Raw genomic sequence first — 17,210 nt, 5'->3', positions numbered from 1 at the left:
AGGGGTTCAGCACGCTGAACCCCTTCATTCGGACGGCCGAGGCAGCCGGGAATTAACGGTCGCCTTTGGTCAGCTCGCGCTTCATATCGATGATGGTCTGGTATTCCGCCAGGGTAGTGTCGCCGATGTGCTGTTTGCCGCCCATCGCTTTGATAAAGCACTGGTGATCGTCTTTATCCAGCTTCTTGATGGCGGTGACCACTTTGGCTTTGAAGTCGGCCGGCAGCGAGTTGCTCACCAGGATCGGGCCGTTCGGGATCAGCGGCGACTGCCAGATGATGCGGATCTGTTTCATCAGGTCCGGGTGATCCATGCGGATCATGCGGGTGAACGCGCCGCTGGTGTAGCCGGTGTTGTAGTCGCCGATCATCGACGCCCAGGTCACCGCGCCTTCGAACTGGCCGTTCAGCACGCCAAGGATATCCTGCTCGTGGCCGCCGGAGAAGGTGACGCTGGAGAAGGTGTTGTTGTATTTGTTGTCGACCGTGCCGCCGAACAGCTTTTTAAACGCCTGATTCGGGATCAGGAAGCCGGAGGTGGAATCCGGATCGGCGAAGCCGATGGCCTTGCCCTTCAGATCTTCCAGTTTCTGGTACGGGCTGCCGGCCTTCACCACCACCACCGAGTGGTAGCCGCGCGACTGGTCGACGTCGTCGACCGCGATGCCGACGATGTCCACCGCTTTCGGATCCTTGATGTAGACCGAAGCGAACGATGACGGCGACATGCTCAGCACCAGGTCAATCTTGCCGCCCAGCAGGCCCTGGATCACGCCGGAATAGTCGGACGAGTTGCGCAGCTTGGTATCGACATTCAGTTCCTTGTCCAGGAACTGCTTCACGCACTGGTTATCGCCGATCTGCTGGGTGGCGTTCTGGCCGCCGAGAATGCCCAGGTTCAGCTCTTTCGGCGCATCCGCTGCGGCAGCATTAAATACCATCATCGCGCCGGCCATCAGGGTGGTCAGACTCAATACTTTTTTCATTAGGTGTGCCTTGTGTGTAAAGGTAAAGGGTAAAGGTCAAAAGTGCTTCAATGGATCTGATTGGCTTCTTCGCCATACAGCTGGTGCAGGATCCGTTCGTTCAGTTGCGAAGGATGCCCGTCAAACACGATCTTCCCGTGGGCGATGCCGATCACCCGCGAGCAATACTCTTTCACCAGTTCGACCGAGTGCAGGTTCACCATCACCGCGATGCCGTCTTCGCTGATTTTCTGCAGCGCGTCCATGATGCGGCGGGTGTTTTTCGGATCGAGCGACGCGACCGGCTCATCGGCCAGCAGGATTTGCGGGTTTTGCATCAGCGCGCGGCAGATGGCGACGCGCTGCATCTGGCCGCCGGAGAGGTGCTCGGCGCGCTGCAGCGCGTGCGGCAGCATGTTGAGCCACTGCAACAGCTCGATGGCGCGAGCGCGGTCGGCGTCATCGAACAGTTTGAAGAAGGATTTCAGGGTGGAGGTGTGGCTCAGGCGCCCCAGCAGCACGTTGGTCATCACGTCCAGCCGCGGCACCAGGCAGAAGTCCTGGAAGATCATGCCGCAGCGCGCGCGCCATTGGCGCATCTGGCGGCCGGCAAGCTGGGCGATATCCTGCGCTACGCCATCGTCTTCGAAGTGCAGCATCTCGCCGCAGCTGGAAGGAATGGTGCCGTTGAGGGTATGCAGCAGCGTGGACTTGCCTGCGCCGGAGCGGCCGATCACCGCCACGAACTCGCCGGCGTGCAGATCGAAATTGATGTCATCCAGCACGCGCTGCTGCGCTTTATAGGCCTTGCCGAGTCCCTTTACCGATAATACTTTGCGAGATGCGGCGGCGTGCTGCCCTGGAAAGTCGTGCTGTGCCAATTTTAACAGTGCCTGAGCCATATGATTTCTCTGGTTTCAGTGGCTAATCATTATGGGCACCTATTAACGGATAAGTTTATGACAGTGGGATGATCGTTTTATGGCCGGGGCGTGACGCGTGCCGCCCCGGCGTGCGCATCATTCCAGGCTAAAGAAGTCCAGCCCCAGCGCCATCTTGACCTGCTGCAGCGTCTGCTGGCTGACCTGATGCGCGCGGCGGGTGCCGTGCTGCAGGATACGCGTTAGCTCGCCTTTATCGGCAATGAATTCGGCGCGGCGGGTGCGGATCGGCTCGAGCAGGCTCTGCAGGCAATCCTCCAGCAGCCGTTTGATTTTCACGTCCCCCAACCCGCCGCGCCGATAGTGCGCCTTCAGCTCCGCCACCAGTGCGGCGTCTTCGCAGAAGGCGTCCAGATAGGTGAACACCATGTTGCCCTCCACCCGGCCGGGATCGCTGACGTTGAGATGGCCAGGATCGGTGAACATGCTCATCACCGCCTTGTGAACCTCGTCGGCGCCGGCGCCAAGCGGGATGGCGTTGCCGCGCGATTTCGACATCTTGCCCTGCCCGTCCAGCCCCGGCAGACGCCCGACGTTGCTCAACAGCGGCTGACACTCCGTTAATATCGGTTGGCCAACGATGTGGTTGAAGCGCCGCACGATCTCGTTGGTTTGCTCCAGCATCGGCAGCTGATCCTCGCCGACCGGCACGTGGGTGGCGCCGAAGGCGGTGATGTCCGCCGCCTGGCTGACCGGATAGATCAGAAAACCGGCCGGCAGGCTGCGGGCGAAATCCTTCTCGGCGATTTCGTTTTTCACCGTCGGGTTGCGTTCCAGCCGCGCCACGCTGACCAGATTGAGGTAGTACATCGTCAGCTCGGCCAACGCCGGCAGCGCCGACTGCAGGCAGATCGTGGTCTTGTGCGGATCGATGCCGACCGCCAGATAGTCGGCCACCACGTTGAGCACGTTGGCGCTGATTTTTTGCGGGTTGTTGCCGTTGTCGGTCAGGCCCTGCAGATCCGCCACCATCACCGTTTGGTTATGCTGGTGCTGCAGTTCGACGCGTTGGCGCAGCGAGCCGACAAAGTGACCTAAATGCAGTGGGCCGGTAGCGCGATCGCCGGTAAGAATGGTGTAGCTCATGACAGTGCTCCTGAAGGTCTGTAGACCGCCGGATCAACGCCACAAAAGATAATGCCGCCAAACCGGCGGCATTAAAAAGAGATGTGAATACTCGTGCCGCCTCAGAAGAGGCGCCACCATGACTGATTGTGGGTGGAGTGCATCGATATATTCATGCCATCAAGGTATACCCGCAGCGGCAATGCGTCAATAGCCCGCCGCCGGCGCGTAAGAAGGCGTTACACTCCGGCATTTGCGTTCCTGGCCCGGCGCGCTAGGGTAAAACCTTCAACCTGAAAAAGGAGCGCATGATGAAGATCGGATTTGCCGGACTGGGTGGGATGGGCAGCGCCATGGCGGCCAACCTGTTGCAGGCGGGCTTCGCGTTGACGGTATGGAACCGCTCGCCGCAGGCGGCGCAGCCGCTGGTAAACGCCGGCGCGCGACAGGCCGAACGGCCAGAACAGTTGGCCGATGCCGACGTGCTGATCACCATGCTGGCCGACGATGCCGCCACGCAACAGGTGGTGGTGGACAGCGGATTGCTGCAGCGGATGAAACCGGGCGCGCTGCATATCAATATGGCGACCATCTCGGTCGAGCTCGCCAAACGCCTGACGACGCTGCATGCGGAACACGGCATCGGCTATCTCGCCGCACCGGTGCTGGGGCGGATCGACGTGGCCGCCGCCGGCAAGCTGAATATTCTGGCAGCCGGCGATAGCGAACGGCTGAAGCAAGCGCAGCCGCTGTTCGATGCCCTCGGCCAGAAAACCTGGCACTTCGGCGCCGACCCGGCGCAGGCCAACGTGGTCAAAATCGCCACCAACTTTACGCTGGCCAGCGCCATTGAAGCGATGGCGGAAGGCAGCGCGCTGGTGCGCAACTACGGCGTTTCCGGCGCCGACTACCTGCAGATGCTGAGCAGCACCGTCTTCGCCGCCCCGGCTTACCAGGGCTATGGTGCGCTGATCGCCGCCGAGAAGTATTCACCCGCCGGATTCCGGCTGGCGCTGGGGCTGAAGGACGTCGGGCTGGCGCTGGCCGCCGGCGCCGACAGCCATACGCCGATGCCGTTCGCCGGAGTGCTGAAGGACAACTTCCTCGACGCGATGGCGCAGGGGGATGCGGATCTGGACTGGGCCGCGCTGGCCAAGGTGGCGGCGCGGCGGGCGGGCCTGAAATAACGAACGGGGGCGCTGGCCCCCGTTTTCCGTTCTCAGAACACGATGTCCGCTGCGGGCACGGCGCGGATCGGCACGCCGAAGCTGTCGATATTCGACAGCGTCTCGTTATGGTGGGTACGGATCAGCAGGCCGTCGGCATAGGATTTGTCGTGGCAGGTGTGGGCATCCGCCGCCAGCGTCACCGGATAGCCGTGCGCCGCGGCGCTGCGCACCGTGGAATCGATGCAAAACGGCGTGGAGTAACCGCAAACCACCAACTGCGATACGCCGTTGGCGATCAGCAACGCGCCAAGCGAAGTGCGCAGGAACGAGTCCGGCGTGGTTTTATCCACCCGATGGTCGCTTGGCGCCACCTTCAGCGCCGCGAGCACTTGCCAGGCGGCGCTGCCGTGCGGCAGCTCGTCGTCCGGCGTATGGTGCTGAATGACGACAACCGGCACGCCCGCCCGGCGGGCGCGCTCGCTCAGCTGATTAATGCGCGTAACGGTGCCCGTGGCATCCGCCGGCGGCGGCGTAAACAATCCTTCCTGCACATCGATAATCAACAGCGCGGTGGTCATGGCGGCTCCCGAAGATTAAGCCGCGTCAGCACACCGGCTGGCGCGGGCGGAAAATATGATCGACGCCCTGCTCACGCAACCGGTTCACCAGATCGTGCCCGCCGTTCGGCGTGGCGTGCGCCAGCTGGCGCTCGGCGGTAAACACCGGGCTGGCCCAAAACAGGTTCACCGGGTCGCCGTACTGCTGCGGCAGAGTCAGGTGCGCGTGATGCGGGTAGAAGGACGACGATAAAATATAGCCCTCGTAGCCCAGCGGCGCCACGTCCGACTCCAGCGTATGCCCTTCGCCGATCCAGGTCAGCCGCGCCCAAGGCGCGTGCGCGAAACCGGCCAGCGCGCTGGCCATCTGCACCGCGTTGTCTTCGGTCATGTATTGGCTGTCGATGGCGATCGCCATCTCCATGCGGCGATAGCGCGAAGCCTCGTCGTTGAACAGAATCTCCACCCACGGCATCGGCCGAATGCTGACGCCCATGGTGAGGAAGTAATAGATGCCGTCGCGCTCGTGCTGGGTGATGGCCATCGGCGGCCACTTGCCCTGATCGATGGCGTAGTATTTTACCGAAGGGCCGAAATGCGGCTCATAGCGCGCCTGAAAATCGCGCTGCATCTTCGGCCACGGGTTGCCCTCTTCACGCTGCCAGCTGCGCCAAAACTGGCGGGTGCTTTCCGCCTGCGCATATTGCGTGTTGGTCGAGGCCGAGCCGAGCGGATAGGCCAACGGGCTCTCCTTGATGCAGCTGGCCGAATAGCACACCGAATGGTCGATATACAGGCTCCAACCGGGGATCACCGCCAGCAGCTGGCCGTAATACCACAGGGCCGCGCCGTCGTCGCTTTCGCTCCACACCACCATCAACCCTTCCGGGTTCAGCGGCGCTTCCCCTTCCAGGTTGCGGCAAAATTCCGCCGCCAGCATCGGCGGCTGCCCCTGCTCCAGCGCGGCGCGATCTTCCTGCAGCGGCGCGGCGGCCAGATTGCGCAGCCAACAGGCGCGCACCTGATAGCGATCGCTGTAGGCTTCGGCGGGATAGATATAAAAATAGGCTGCCCGGTGATCTTGCTGAACCACCGCGACCAGCGTCTGGTTCTCATTGCTGACTTCAGCAAGTACGTATGACTCGTTCATATCACCTCAATAGGGTCAGGGCGCGGCAGAATCGGCTGCGCGCAAAAAATGGAATGTGGCTTTGCCCCCAAGTGTAAAACGCATTACTGGCCGGATCACCCGTAAAAGTCTCAAAAGCGGCCGTAAACGAAGATAAACAAAGACTAATTATAGCGGCTGTGGCTCATGACGGCCGAGTAATGCGCCTCACCGCGCGCTGATAGGAACCGTTGCGCATCGACGCGCCCAGCACTTTGCCGAGGCCTGCGGCCCCCGTTCGCACCAGCCGCCGCCGCAGTGCGCCCGGATGAAAGCCGAACTGCCGCTGCGCCCAATCGGGCAACAGATCGATGCCTGCCTGCATCACCACCCCGCCGAGCGGGCGCGCCAATGCGCTAGGTGCCGGCGCTTTCAGCAGAATGCGCGCCACCTCTTGCGTGCGTTCATCGCAGACCAGCTGCGGCCGCATCGCCTGCAGGTACTCTTCGACCTCCGCGCAGGACTGAGGAATGGCGGTCGCCCCCAGCGCGGCGGCCACGCGCGCCGCTTCGCGGTAGTATTGATCCTGCAAATCGCGGGAAAGATGCGGGTTACGGTAGCGCAGGTGGCTGGCCAGAAAACGGCTGCTCTCCGCCACGTGCACCCAGGTGAGCAGCGCCGGATCGCTGGCAGCATAAGGCGTGCCGTCGCTGCCGACGCCGGTCACCCGCAGATGGATGGCTTTGACTTTGGCGATCAGCCGCTCCGCCTCGGCGGTCGGGCCGAAGGTGGTGACCGACACGAACTGGCTGGTGCGGCGCAGGCGGCCAATCATATCGTCGCGGAAGTTGGAGTGATCCCATACGCCGGCCAGCGCCAACGGGTGCAGCATTTGCAACAGCAAGGCGCTGACGCCGCCGCACAGCATCGGGGTGAAATCGCGGTGTACCTGCCAGATGACCGACTGCGGGCCGAACAGCCCCGGATCGCCGGGCGGATTCTCAAAATCGACGCCGCCGAGCGCCAACCCGGTCAGGCTGAGCACCTGTTTTTCTATCGCTGCGCGTACCGCTTCCATCCTGCCGCCCTCTTGCTCATTCAGCGGCCAGTGTATCACGCGGCGAGCGCCTCATTGCGCCCTGCGGCGGTTGAAAGCATTAACTTACTGAATTACAGTTGTTATACCGCTTGCAACCAGGCGGGCCTATTCGATCCACTGCAGAGGCGCTTTGCAGGGCGTTAACCCACGTTAATTCGGCACTAACCCCACAAAACCTCTATCTAGTTTCTTTTCCTTCAACTTAGATAGCAGAGAGTTCGATGATTACCATCAGAGCACGCGCGGCGGAAGACAACGCGCAATTGGCAGATATCTGGCTGCGTTCGGTGCGCGCCACTCACCACTTTTTAACCGAAGACAACATCGCACAGCTGTTCCCGCTGGTGCTGAACGACTACCTGCCGGCGGTCAACGTTTGGGTGGCCGAAGAGCGGCCGGGGCATCCCTGCGGCTTTATCGGTCTGAACGGCAACAAGGTGGAGATGCTGTTTATCGACGCCGATCAGCGCGGCAAAGGGGTGGGCAAAGCGCTGCTGACCCACGCGGAAACGCTGCACGATGAGCTGCAGCTGGACGTGAACGAGCAAAATCCGCAGGCCAGCGGCTTCTACCGTCACTACGGTTTTGTCATCACCGGCCGCTCGCCGCTCGACGGCCAGGGCAACCCGTTCCCGCTGCTGCACATGAAGCTGGAAAAACGCTAGCCCTCCACCGGCCGCCCAGCGGCCGGTTTTCTCCCCCCATGACGCCCGCCGTTTAATATATCAAATCAGAATAAGTAATAGATTTTACATTCTTCCTGTCACTATCAACCCTCGGTAGGATTGCCCGGTATTCACCCGCAACAGAGGTTCCGTCCGCCACTTCCCGCCGGGTTGTGCCCCGCTGAAAAGCCGAACGATCCCTGTCCGGCGCAACGCGCTCCGGACGGAATGCTGTGATGTATCGATAAGGATCCGCTTCGTTATGATCGTTCTTTCGAACGTTTGCAAAACTTTTGACAGCGCACAGGGCCGCGTCGTGGCAGTTGACGACGTCAGTCTGGCGATAGAGGCCGGGCAAATTTACGGCATCATCGGCTACAGCGGCGCCGGGAAAAGCACGCTGATCCGCCTGCTCAACGGCCTGGAAACACCCACCAGCGGCCGCATTGACGTGGGCGGTTTCGATATCGCCCGCGCCAAAGGGAGCCATCTGCGCCAGGCGCGCCTGAAAATCAGCATGGTGTTTCAACACTTCAACCTGCTGTGGTCGCGCACCGTCAGCCAAAACATCGCTTTTTCCATGCAGATCGCCGGCGTGCCCAAGGCGCAGATTGCGCCGCGCGTGGCGGAACTGATCGCGCTGGTCGGCCTGCAGGGGCGCGAAAACGCCTATCCGTCGCAGCTCAGCGGCGGCCAGAAACAGCGCGTCGGCATCGCCCGCGCGCTGGCCAATAACCCGAGCGTGCTGCTGTGCGACGAGGCCACCTCGGCGCTCGATCCGCAAACCACCGACGCCATTCTCGACCTGCTGCTGGACATCAATCGCCAGCTGAAATTGACCATCGTGCTGATCACCCACGAGATGCACGTGGTGCGCAAAATCTGCCACCGCGTGGCGGTAATGGAAAACGGCCGCATCGTCGAAGAAGGCCCGGTGCTTGACGTGTTCACCCGGCCACAGCAGCCGATCACCCGGCAATTCGTCAAACAGGTGTCGCAGTATGCGGACACGGAAGAGAGCTTCAATCCGCTGCTCACCGCTCATCTGCCGGGGGCGATTTTCAAGCTGACCTTCGTGGGCGTGCAAACCCATCAGGCGGTGATCTCCGAAGTGATCCGGCGCTACGCCCTGACCGTCAACATTCTGCACGGCAAGATCAGCCACACCCTCAACGGTTCGTTCGGCGAACTGTACATTCACGCCGAAGGCAACGAACAACAAGTCGCCGACATGCTCAGCCTGCTGCACGAAAGAGATATCGCCGTCGAGGTTATCCAACATGATTGAATCCCTGTTCCCCCACCTGCGCCTGGACCAACTGTGGGACGCCACCTGGGAAACGCTGTACATGACCGGCATCGCCGGTTTGGCCACGCTGGTGCTGGGCATCGTGCTCGGCGTGCTGCTGTTTTTAACCTCGAAGGGCCAGTTGCTGCAGAACCGGGCGGTCTACTCGCTGATCTCCGTACTGGTCAACGTCTTCCGCTCCATTCCGTTCATCATTCTGATCGTGCTGCTGATCCCGTTCACCAAGTCGCTGATCGGCACCATTCTCGGTGCGGACGCCGCCCTGCCGGCGCTGATCGTCGGCGCCGCGCCGTTCTACGCCCGGCTGGTGGAGATCGCGCTGCGCGAGGTCGATAAAGGGGTAATCGAAGCGGCGCGCTCGATGGGCGCCAAAAACCGCACCCTGATTTTCCGCGTATTGCTGCCGGAGAGCTCGCCGGCGCTGGTTTCCGGCATCACCGTCACCCTGATCGCACTGGTGAGCTACACCGCGATGGCCGGGGTGATCGGCGCCGGTGGCCTGGGCAACCTGGCCTATCTGGAAGGCTTCCAACGCAACCACAGTGACGTGACGCTGGTGGCGACGCTGACGATCCTGCTGATCGTTTTCGTCATTCAGTTCATTGGCGACACCCTGACAAGAACGCTCGATAAACGTTAATTAACCAAGGAAAACGATGATGAAAAAGCACCTACTGATGTTGGCTTTCGCCTCTGTCGCCACCCTCGCCTCTTACGGCGCCGCCGCGGCGACCAAGCTGGTGGTCGGCGCCTCCAACGTGCCGCACGCCGAGATCCTCGAACAGGCCAAACCGATACTGGCGAAGGAAGGCATCGATCTGCAGATCAAGCGCTTCCAGGATTACATTCTGCCGAACACCGCCTTGGCCAGCCACGACATCGACGCCAACTACTTCCAGCACGTGCCTTACCTGAACTCGGTGCTGAAAGACCACGCCGACGACAAGAGCTACGACTTCGTCAGCGCCGGCGCGATCCATATTGAGCCTATCGGCATCTACTCGAAGAAGTACAAGAGCCTGAAAGATCTGCCGGAAAACGGCAAAATCATCATGCGCGACGCGGTGGCGGAAGAAGGCCGTATTCTGTCAATCTTTGAGCAGCAAGGCGTGATCAAGCTGAAACCCGGGGTGAGCAAGGTGGACGCGCGCATCACCGACGTGGTGGAAAACCCGAAACACCTGAAGTTCCAGGCGAACGTTGAAGGCGCGCTGCTGCCGCAGATGTACAACAACAACGAAGGTGACGCGGTGGTGATCAACGCCAACTACGCCATCGACGCCGGGCTGAATCCGACCAAGGATCCAATCGCGGTCGAAAGCGGCGAAAACAACCCGTACGCCAACATCATCACCGTGCACAAAGCCGACGTGAACAAGCCGGAGATCGTGGCGCTGGTGAAGGTGCTGCACTCCAAGCCGATTCAGGACTTTATCCGCGAGAAATACCAGGGCGCGGTGATCCCGGTCAACCAGTAGTAGGTTATACGGCCCGGTGAAAACCGGGCCTGTTGTTACACCTTATTGCCAATCTGGCTGAGCCGCGGCCACACCAGCATCAGCGCCTCCAGCAACCGCAACAGATCGCTCCGGCTTGCCCCTTCTCGCGCCTGCACCGACATGCCTTCAATGGTGCAAATTACGTATTTCGCTAGCAGCGCAGTATCGGTTTTCGCCAGCAATTCGCCCTGCTGCACCTTGCGATCGAAGCAGACTTTCAGCGCCGCTTCCTGGGCATGATGTTTTTTGCGCAGCATCTGGGCGACGTCGTCGGAAGCGGACGACAGTGCCGCGGAGGCGCACACCATAAAACAGCCTGACGGCGTATCGGGGTCGGTAAACACTTCGACGGAAGAGCGCACGTAGGCCTCGACGATCTCGGCCACCGGCACATCCTGTTCCAACAGCTGGTTGGTGCAGGTGGTGTATTTTTGCAGATAGCGTTCCACCGCCGCGCGGAACATCCCCTCTTTGTTGCCGAATTCCGCATACAGCGTCGGCGCCTTGGCGCCGGTCACTTCCACCAGATCGGCCAGCGAGGTGGCTTCATAACCGTGCCGCCAGAACAGATCGAGCGCGCTTTCCAGCGCCCGGTCGCGATCAAATTGTTTTGGTCTGCCACGGCTTTTCTTGCCGCAGACCGCTTCATTGATGCTCATCGTTCCTCTCCTATCCCGCTCCACGGCAGGCTTAGCACAAATAACTTAACGATCATTATAAAAAAATATTGCGCGCTCGTCGAGAACCGATTAGCATTTAGTTATCGATCGTTAAGATAATTTAACGAAGCAGATTAAAACCCTCTATTGACCGTTATCGGAAAGGAATTAACATCATGAAAAACTTAAAATTAACCTTAGCAGCTCTCACTCTGGCCAGCGTTTCCTTCGGCAGCTTCGCCGCCGATTTAGTCCAGAACCAACCGGCAGACCAGCAGAAAGTGGGCGTTATCACCGTCAGCGGCGCATCCGATCTGACCTCGCTGGAAAACAGCCTGGCCGCCAAAGCCGATCAGGCCGGTGCAAAATCCTTCCGCATCATCGGTGCCGGCGGTAACAACCAGCTGCATGGCACCGCAGAAATCTATCAATAACAAAGTATTAAGCCAACTGATTGCCTGTCCTTTTGCTCACAACGCCAGGGCGTAAAAAAATTAATTAACGAGCATTAAAAAAATACTTGCAATCCGTCAAACCGGCATCTAACATTAAATTATCGATCGTTAATCAATTTAACGACCTTACAAAACAAACATCGTAAAGAACAAAGATAGGAAATAAGACCATGAAAAACCTGAAAATGACCATCGCAGCCATCGCACTGGCTTCCGTCTCCTTCGGCAGCTTCGCCGCCGATCTGGTTAACGCACAACCCGCCGACCTGCAAAAAGCCGGCGTCGTCACCGTCAGCGGTGCGTCCGACCTGAGCAGCCTGGAAAACAAACTGGCGGCCAAAGCCGACGCGGCGGGCGCCAAATCCTTCCAGATCATCGCCACCACCGGTGACAACAAACTGCACGGTACCGCGATCATCTACAATTAATGGCCAGATAGGCAATCGTGCAAAAGGGCGGCTCAGGCCGCCTTTTGTTTGTTTTGACGCCAACATTCTGTTGTAAGCTGTAGCCACCTTTTCTTGCTGAGCCGAGCAACGCCATGACTCCCCTGCTGTTTCACAAATATCACGGCCTGGGCAACGACTACCTGGTCTGCCACCGTTCGGTCGCCGATCGTCTGAGCCAGGAACAGATCCGCCTGTTGTGCCACCCGCATTACGGCATCGGTTCCGACGGCCTGCTGATCGACAGCGGTGACGCCGTCAATCCCACCCTGCGCATCATCAACCCGGACGGCTCCGAAGCGGAGAAAAGCGGCAACGGCCTGCGTATCTACGCGCGCTATCTGTTTGACAACGAGCGCGTAGGGCATCAGCCGTTTCTGGTGCACACCGCCGGCGGCGACGTGCGTTGCCAGGTGGCGGAAGACGCGCATCAGATAACCGTGGAGATGGGGCGCGCCAATTTCAGCCCGGCGGCGCTGCCGGCCTTGATCGATCTGCCGGAGGCACTGAACTATCCGCTGCCCCTGAGGGAGGAGACGTTAAGCGTTTCGCTGGTGTCGATGGGTAACCCGCACTGCGTGGTGCCGGTGGAAAAACTAGATCTGGCGCAGGTGCATCGGCTCGGACCGCTGATTGAACGCCATCCGCTGTTCCCGAAACGCACCAATGTACAACTGGTGGAAGTGGTCGATCGCCAGACGCTGCGCATCGGCATCTGGGAGCGCGGCGCCGGCTTTACCCTCGCCTCCGGCAGCAGCAGCTGCGCCGCCGCCAGCGTGATGCGCAAGTTGGGACGAGTCGGCGATCGGGTTAGCGTGCGGATGCCGGGCGGCGAACTGCAGATCGCCTTCAGCGGCGATTTTCAGGTCAGCATGCGCGGGCCGGTGCATAAAATCGCCACCCTGACGCTGGACGAAGACTGCTTTGCCGGCGGCGCGGGGCTGTTTACGGGATCCACCCCAGCAGCCTGAACCACAGATAGTCCAACGGCACCAGCAGTGCGAAGCTGAGCGCAGCCAACAGCAGGCACAGCTTTAGCCCTTCGCGCGCCGGCACTTTGCCCATCCCCATCGCCACCACGATCGGCGAGGCCTGATACGGCAGCAGCGGGGTGGCATAACCGATCACCTGGGTCATCAACACCGTCAGCAGCGGCAGGCCGCTGCCCGCGGACAGCGCCTGCGCCAGCGGGGTAAACAGCGCCGGCACGCCGTTGGCGGTCACCACGAAATTCAACAGCGCGGTGATCCCCACCAGCGAACCGAATGCGGTAAACGGCTTGCCGTGCAGATCCGGCATCATCGCCAGCAGCGCGCCACCCAACCGATCGCCGAGCCCCGAGTGGCTGACCAATGCGGTCAGCCCCAGGATCCCCGCCACGTAAATGCAGGTGCGCACGTTAACGCCGGCGGCGAACTGTTCGCCGTTGAGAAAACCGATGCGCGGCAGCAGGCAGACGCAGGCCGCTGCCAACCCTATCCAGGCCGGGGCGATGCCGTGCCAGCTGTCGGTCATCCACAGCAACACCGTCATGCCCAACAGCGCGATCAGTCGCCACTCGGCGGCACTGAGCGGCGTTTGCCCCGCCTCGGCCACCACCGGTTGCGGCCGCGCCCGGAACAGGCCGCAGATGCACAACGTCAACAATGCGCCTTTGGCCACCCCGAGCACCGGGGCATGCAACAGCAGATAAGAGAGATAGGCGAAGTGGCTGCCGTAGGCGCTTTCCGCCGCGCCGCTCATCACCAGGTTGGGCACGTTGGCCGGCAAAATGCTGGCGGAGAGCTGGAAGGTGCCGAACCCCACCGCCAGCGCCAAACCGATGCGGCCGCGCGAGCCTTCCGCCAGACCTGCGCGATCGGCCAACGCCATGACGATCGGCATCAGCAGCGTAATCCGCCCCATGTTCGAGGGCATGACAAACGCCAACGCGTAGCTTATCGCCACCACGCCGCCCACCAGGCGCGGCCAGGAACCGGCCAGATGCGGCAAGAGGCGGTTGGCCAGGCGATCCGCCAAGCCGGTGCTGCGGATGGCGCTGCCCAACACGAAACCGCTGAGCACCAGCCAGAATGCGGAGGACGCGAAACCGGAAAAGGTCACCGCGGCGGGCGCCAGCTGCAATACCATCACCGCCGCAAAGAACAGCAGCGCGACCAAATACTCCGGCAAGCGGGCGCTGGCCCATAGCGCGATGACCACCAGCGTGACCAGCGCGGACAGCGCCATCGGATCCCCCAACATAGTTTCCTCCCTGATAAAACGTTGTGATTGTTATCAAACGGTTAACAGGGTGACACAAGGCGCAGGCGTTAACCTTGAAACCGCTCACATATCGTCGTTCTGCAGATTTTTCAGCATGCACACATTACAGCCGTGGTGGCCGGTATGGCCGCGCCGTTCCGTCAACAGCGTGAAACCCAGCGCGTAATACAGCCCAATCGCCTCTTTCAACTGTTCGGTGGTTTCCAGATAGCAATAGCGATACCCTGCCGCCCGCGCCGCCTTCAGCGCCTGCACCACCATATAGCGCGCCATGCCCAACCCACGCACACCGGGTTTGAAGAACAGTTTTTGCAGTTCGCAATAGCCGGGCTCTTCGCCGGCCAGCGGCGCCATGCCGACGCCCCCCACCACCTGCCCGTCCCGCTCCAGCACCCAGTAGCGGCCGCCGTTGTCGTGATACAGGCCGGTCAGTCGATCGAGATCCGGATCGTGCAGGCTGACCCCTTCCATCTTGTCCATGCCGTACTCGCGAAACACGTCGCGAATGATCGCCGCCATCGCCGCATCGTCGCGCGCGGCGATCGGCCGCACCCGCAGGTTGGCGTTGCGCTGTTTGCGCGCGCTGCGCAGCGCCGCGGTCATCTTTTTCATCGCCGCAGTGGTGCTCGCCAGCTCATCGTCATCCAACTGCGCCAGCGCCGCCTGCATAAAACCGTCGGCGTCGCTCTCGATGCCGGCCAGCGCCTTGCCGCCCTGTTTACTCAGCCGATGCAGGTTGTGCCGCTTGTCATCCGGATGATCCACCGTTTCTATCACGCCGGCGGCGACCAGGCTGCGCAGCGCCCGGCTGGCGCTGGCCTTGTCGATGCAAAGTCGGGCCGCCAGCTCGGTGACGCCCAGCGGCTGCTCGCTGACTTCGATCATCAGATGGATCTGCAGCGGCGAAAAGCGCGAGCCGTTGCTCTGCTTGTTCAACATGCCGAATTCTCTGACCAAACTGCGCGCCAATGCTCTGAAATCCCTGATGTTCACGGCGTTATGCTCCCTTGTACTTCCACCTTCACGCTGCGTTGGATGGATTATTGGTTGATAGTGTTACCTAATTTAGAACATAACGATAACGCATAAACAATTGCGAATGAATAACCAACGGGGCATCTGAATATGTCAAAACATTTCATTAACCAGAATTTAAAACCATTTAATTGATTATTTTAAAAACTTAAATACAAATTAATATTTAAAATTAAAATAAAAAACCAATAAAAATGAGAGTAAAAACATCAAAATTTGACATAACAAAAAACAAAGCAAATATCTATTTGAAAAATAGTTAATAAAAACTAAAACGTGAAAACTTGATAGCAGCAACTTAATCGCTATCCCGTCAATATCGGTTACATATTTACGCCTGCCTTCGCGCGCCCCCCTACGCCATTGTCCCTTTTGCCAAAAGTAGCCCATGCTTTAACTGCTCCTTTCCTTCTGGCTAACCGGGACGCTGGCTCATGACGAAAAAAACCACCCTGCTGCAATTCTTCCACTGGTACTACCCCGACGGCGGCAAACTGTGGCAGGAGGCCGCCGAGCGCGCCCCGCACCTTGCCGAACTGGGCATCACCGATCTGTGGCTACCCCCCGCCTGCAAGGGCGCTTCCGGCGGCTACTCCGTCGGCTACGACACCTACGATCTGTTCGATCTGGGCGAATTTGACCAGAAAGGCAGCGTGGCCACCAAATACGGCGACAAGGCGGCGCTGGAACATGCCGCCACTACGCTGCGCGAACACGGCGTGGGGGTGATCTACGACGTGGTGTTCAACCACAAGCTCGGCGCGGACGAAAAAGAACGGGTACACGTGTTCAAGGTGGACGCCAACAACCGCAACGACATCAACGACCAGGGCTTCGACGCGCTGGCCTACACCCGCTTCACCTTTCCCGGCCGCCAGGGCGTGCATTCCGAGTTTATCTGGGATTACACATGCTTCAGCGGCGTCGATTACGTTGAGCAGCCGGACGACAAAGGGGTGTTTAAAATCGCCAACGACTACGGCGACGACGGCTGGAACGATCAGGTCGACGACGAGAAAGGCAACTATGACTATCTGATGGGCGCCGACGTGGAGTTCCGCAATACCGCCGTGACGGAGGAGCTCAAATACTGGGCGCGCTGGCTGCTGGACACGCTGCCGTGCGACGGCTTCCGCCTCGACGCCGCCAAACACATCCCCGCCTGGTTTTTCAAAGAGTGGGCGGATCACGTGCGCGACAGCGCGCAGCGCGATCTGTTTATCGTTGCCGAATACTGGTCGCACGACCTCGGCGCGCTGCAACAATACATCGAGTTGGTGGACGGCAAGGTGATGCTGTTCGACGTGGCGCTGCACCTGAAGTTTCATCAGGCGTCAAAACAGGGCGACGGCTTCGACATGGCGCAGATCTTCACCGATACCCTGACCGCCGCCGATCCGGCCCACGCGGTGACGCTGGTCGCCAACCACGATACCCAGCCGCTGCAATCGCTGGAAGCGCCGGTGGAACCCTGGTTCAAACCGCTGGCCTACGCGCTGATCCTGCTGCGCGAACAGGGCGTGCCCTGCGTGTTTTACCCCGACCTGTATGGCGCCAGCTACCGCGACAAGGGGCGCGACGGCGGCGAGTACCAGATTGACATGCCGGCGATCCCGGAGTTGGAGAAGCTGATCGCCGCCCGCCAGCGCTTCGCCAACGGCCCGCAAACCGACTACTTCGACGACAGCCACTGCGTGGCCTTCAGCCGCGCCGGCACCGCCGAGGCCCCCGGCTGCGTGGTGGTACTGACCAACGGCAGCGAGAGCGGCAAGACGGTCGCGCTGGGCGCCGATTTGGCGCACATCGCCTGGCGCGATTTCCTCGGTAACCGCCAGGAGGAAATCACCACCGACGACCAGGGCAGCGCCCATTTCCCGGTCAACGCCGGCAGCGTCAGCGTCTGGGTGCCGACAGGCAGCCTGTGAACGCCCGCCGCCGTGCAATGATGCCGCGGCGGCAAAACTAATGTTTGCC

The 17,210-nt window shown here is 60.5% G+C and carries 18 protein-coding genes; 9 read left to right on the top strand and 9 right to left on the bottom strand.

The window, feature by feature from the left end:
* Nucleotides 1-52 precede the first annotated feature (52 nt).
* The 3 genes from phnD to trpS form a co-directional block, all read right to left on the bottom strand.
* On the bottom strand, nucleotides 53-985 hold the full coding sequence (gene phnD / locus ACMGGW_RS05300; protein WP_025302014.1) for a phosphonate ABC transporter substrate-binding protein: 933 nt from the start codon (nucleotides 983-985) through the stop codon (nucleotides 53-55).
* A 47-nt stretch (nucleotides 986-1,032) separates the two neighbouring features.
* Nucleotides 1,033-1,866: a phosphonate ABC transporter ATP-binding protein gene (gene phnC, locus ACMGGW_RS05295; RefSeq protein WP_019454697.1), complete on the bottom strand. Its 834-nt coding sequence runs from the start codon at nucleotides 1,864-1,866 to the stop codon at nucleotides 1,033-1,035.
* 117 nt (nucleotides 1,867-1,983) lie between these two features.
* The gene (gene trpS / locus ACMGGW_RS05290) at nucleotides 1,984-2,991 is read right to left on the bottom strand and encodes a tryptophan--tRNA ligase (protein ID WP_043136919.1); all 1,008 of its coding nucleotides are present in this window, start codon (nucleotides 2,989-2,991) and stop codon (nucleotides 1,984-1,986) included.
* A 290-nt stretch (nucleotides 2,992-3,281) separates the two neighbouring features.
* Between trpS and ACMGGW_RS05285 the strand changes: the two genes are divergently transcribed.
* Nucleotides 3,282-4,157, top strand: a complete 876-nt coding sequence (locus ACMGGW_RS05285) for an NAD(P)-binding domain-containing protein (protein ID WP_197832373.1) — start codon at nucleotides 3,282-3,284, stop codon at nucleotides 4,155-4,157.
* Between the two features lie 32 nt (nucleotides 4,158-4,189).
* On the opposite strand, the gene ACMGGW_RS05280 is transcribed toward ACMGGW_RS05285, so the two are convergent.
* The 3 genes from ACMGGW_RS05280 to ACMGGW_RS05270 all read right to left on the bottom strand — a co-directional run bounded on the left by ACMGGW_RS05280 (nucleotide 4,190) and on the right by ACMGGW_RS05270 (nucleotide 6,882).
* Entirely contained in the window at nucleotides 4,190-4,717 is a 528-nt protein-coding gene (locus ACMGGW_RS05280) for a cysteine hydrolase family protein (protein ID WP_043136914.1), read from the bottom strand.
* A gap of 25 nt (nucleotides 4,718-4,742) precedes the next feature.
* A complete protein-coding gene (locus ACMGGW_RS05275) occupies nucleotides 4,743-5,846 on the bottom strand; it encodes a suppressor of fused domain protein (protein ID WP_025302009.1) in 1,104 nt (367 codons plus the stop codon).
* 163 nt (nucleotides 5,847-6,009) lie between these two features.
* The gene (locus tag ACMGGW_RS05270; RefSeq protein WP_025302008.1) at nucleotides 6,010-6,882 is read right to left on the bottom strand and encodes an oxygenase MpaB family protein; all 873 of its coding nucleotides are present in this window, start codon (nucleotides 6,880-6,882) and stop codon (nucleotides 6,010-6,012) included.
* Nucleotides 6,883-7,124: 242 nt separating this feature from the next.
* Between ACMGGW_RS05270 and ACMGGW_RS05265 the strand changes: the two genes are divergently transcribed.
* The 4 genes from ACMGGW_RS05265 to ACMGGW_RS05250 all read left to right on the top strand — a co-directional run bounded on the left by ACMGGW_RS05265 (nucleotide 7,125) and on the right by ACMGGW_RS05250 (nucleotide 10,355).
* The gene (locus ACMGGW_RS05265) at nucleotides 7,125-7,568 is read left to right on the top strand and encodes an acetyltransferase (RefSeq protein WP_016928596.1); all 444 of its coding nucleotides are present in this window, start codon (nucleotides 7,125-7,127) and stop codon (nucleotides 7,566-7,568) included.
* A 262-nt stretch (nucleotides 7,569-7,830) separates the two neighbouring features.
* A complete protein-coding gene (locus ACMGGW_RS05260; protein ID WP_049295227.1) occupies nucleotides 7,831-8,856 on the top strand; it encodes a methionine ABC transporter ATP-binding protein in 1,026 nt (341 codons plus the stop codon).
* Nucleotides 8,849-9,517: a methionine ABC transporter permease gene (locus ACMGGW_RS05255; RefSeq protein ID WP_004939505.1), complete on the top strand. Its 669-nt coding sequence runs from the start codon at nucleotides 8,849-8,851 to the stop codon at nucleotides 9,515-9,517. Before ACMGGW_RS05260 ends, ACMGGW_RS05255 begins: the two co-directional genes overlap by 8 nt.
* 19 nt (nucleotides 9,518-9,536) lie before the next feature.
* Nucleotides 9,537-10,355 carry a MetQ/NlpA family ABC transporter substrate-binding protein gene (locus ACMGGW_RS05250; RefSeq protein ID WP_043136906.1) on the top strand — a complete coding sequence of 273 codons (819 nt, stop codon included), beginning with the start codon at nucleotides 9,537-9,539 and terminating at the stop codon, nucleotides 10,353-10,355.
* A 35-nt stretch (nucleotides 10,356-10,390) separates the two neighbouring features.
* Here ACMGGW_RS05250 and ACMGGW_RS05245 read toward each other — a convergent pair whose 3' ends face one another.
* A complete protein-coding gene (locus tag ACMGGW_RS05245) occupies nucleotides 10,391-11,035 on the bottom strand; it encodes a TetR/AcrR family transcriptional regulator (RefSeq protein WP_025302005.1) in 645 nt (214 codons plus the stop codon).
* A gap of 176 nt (nucleotides 11,036-11,211) precedes the next feature.
* Between ACMGGW_RS05245 and bhsA (ACMGGW_RS05240) the strand changes: the two genes are divergently transcribed.
* The 3 genes from bhsA (ACMGGW_RS05240) (at nucleotide 11,212) to dapF (ending at nucleotide 12,907) form a co-directional block, all read left to right on the top strand.
* Nucleotides 11,212-11,469, top strand: a complete 258-nt coding sequence (bhsA, locus tag ACMGGW_RS05240; RefSeq protein WP_016928600.1) for a multiple stress resistance protein BhsA — start codon at nucleotides 11,212-11,214, stop codon at nucleotides 11,467-11,469.
* Between the two features lie 191 nt (nucleotides 11,470-11,660).
* Nucleotides 11,661-11,918, top strand: a complete 258-nt coding sequence (gene bhsA / locus ACMGGW_RS05235) for a multiple stress resistance protein BhsA (RefSeq protein WP_016928601.1) — start codon at nucleotides 11,661-11,663, stop codon at nucleotides 11,916-11,918.
* Nucleotides 11,919-12,031: 113 nt separating this feature from the next.
* Nucleotides 12,032-12,907 (top strand): diaminopimelate epimerase, encoded by an 876-nt coding sequence (gene dapF, locus ACMGGW_RS05230; protein WP_167324930.1) that lies wholly within the window; start codon nucleotides 12,032-12,034, stop codon nucleotides 12,905-12,907.
* On the opposite strand, the gene ACMGGW_RS05225 is transcribed toward dapF, so the two are convergent.
* Both ACMGGW_RS05225 and ACMGGW_RS05220 read right to left on the bottom strand, forming a co-directional pair.
* Nucleotides 12,882-14,180, bottom strand: a complete 1,299-nt coding sequence (locus tag ACMGGW_RS05225; protein ID WP_025302003.1) for an SLC13 family permease — start codon at nucleotides 14,178-14,180, stop codon at nucleotides 12,882-12,884. The genes dapF and ACMGGW_RS05225 overlap by 26 nt on opposite strands.
* An 84-nt stretch (nucleotides 14,181-14,264) precedes the next feature.
* A complete protein-coding gene (locus ACMGGW_RS05220; protein WP_197832372.1) occupies nucleotides 14,265-15,170 on the bottom strand; it encodes a GNAT family N-acetyltransferase in 906 nt (301 codons plus the stop codon).
* A gap of 500 nt (nucleotides 15,171-15,670) precedes the next feature.
* Here ACMGGW_RS05220 and amyA point away from each other — a divergent pair, with 500 nt between their 5' ends.
* Nucleotides 15,671-17,161, top strand: a complete 1,491-nt coding sequence (gene amyA, locus ACMGGW_RS05215; protein ID WP_197832338.1) for an alpha-amylase — start codon at nucleotides 15,671-15,673, stop codon at nucleotides 17,159-17,161.
* Nucleotides 17,162-17,210: the final 49 nt, after the last annotated feature.

It is taken from the genome of Serratia sp. BNK-4 (assembly GCF_048685115.1).
Classification (GTDB): domain Bacteria; phylum Pseudomonadota; class Gammaproteobacteria; order Enterobacterales; family Enterobacteriaceae; genus Serratia; species Serratia bockelmannii.
This window is presented reverse-complemented; position numbering and strand designations above follow the sequence as displayed.